The 241-nt window shown below is 41.5% G+C and carries 1 protein-coding gene; it reads left to right on the top strand.

The annotated features are described in order from the left end of the window. Positions 1-47: 47 nt before the first annotated feature. On the top strand, positions 48-241 hold a 194-nt coding region (locus AAEY79_RS16215; protein ID WP_352289770.1), incomplete at its 3' end, for a hypothetical protein.

The following is a 241-nucleotide window of genomic DNA, read 5'->3' as shown; positions in this document are numbered from 1 at the left end:
AGCGGATGGTAAACGGATAGTAAGCTGATAGTTAAAGGAGTCACGATATGGATATGAAGAAACATGGTTTATCGATAGGCATAAACCGAATTGAAAATGTGTTTTTTGTGACATTAAAAGCCATTGGCACATTAACCCACGAAGACTATCTCGTCATTACCCCTATGCTAGAGGGGGCATTAAGCCAAGTTGATCAACCTAAAGTGAGTTTGTTTCTCGATGCTACCGAGCTCGACGGTTG

The sequence above is a fragment of the Psychrobacter sp. GW64-MNA-CIBAN-0177 genome (assembly GCF_040309585.1).
Taxonomy (GTDB): Bacteria; Pseudomonadota; Gammaproteobacteria; order Pseudomonadales; family Moraxellaceae; genus Psychrobacter; species Psychrobacter okhotskensis.
Note: the sequence above shows the minus strand (reverse complement) of the source record. Positions and strands in the feature narration are given on the sequence as shown.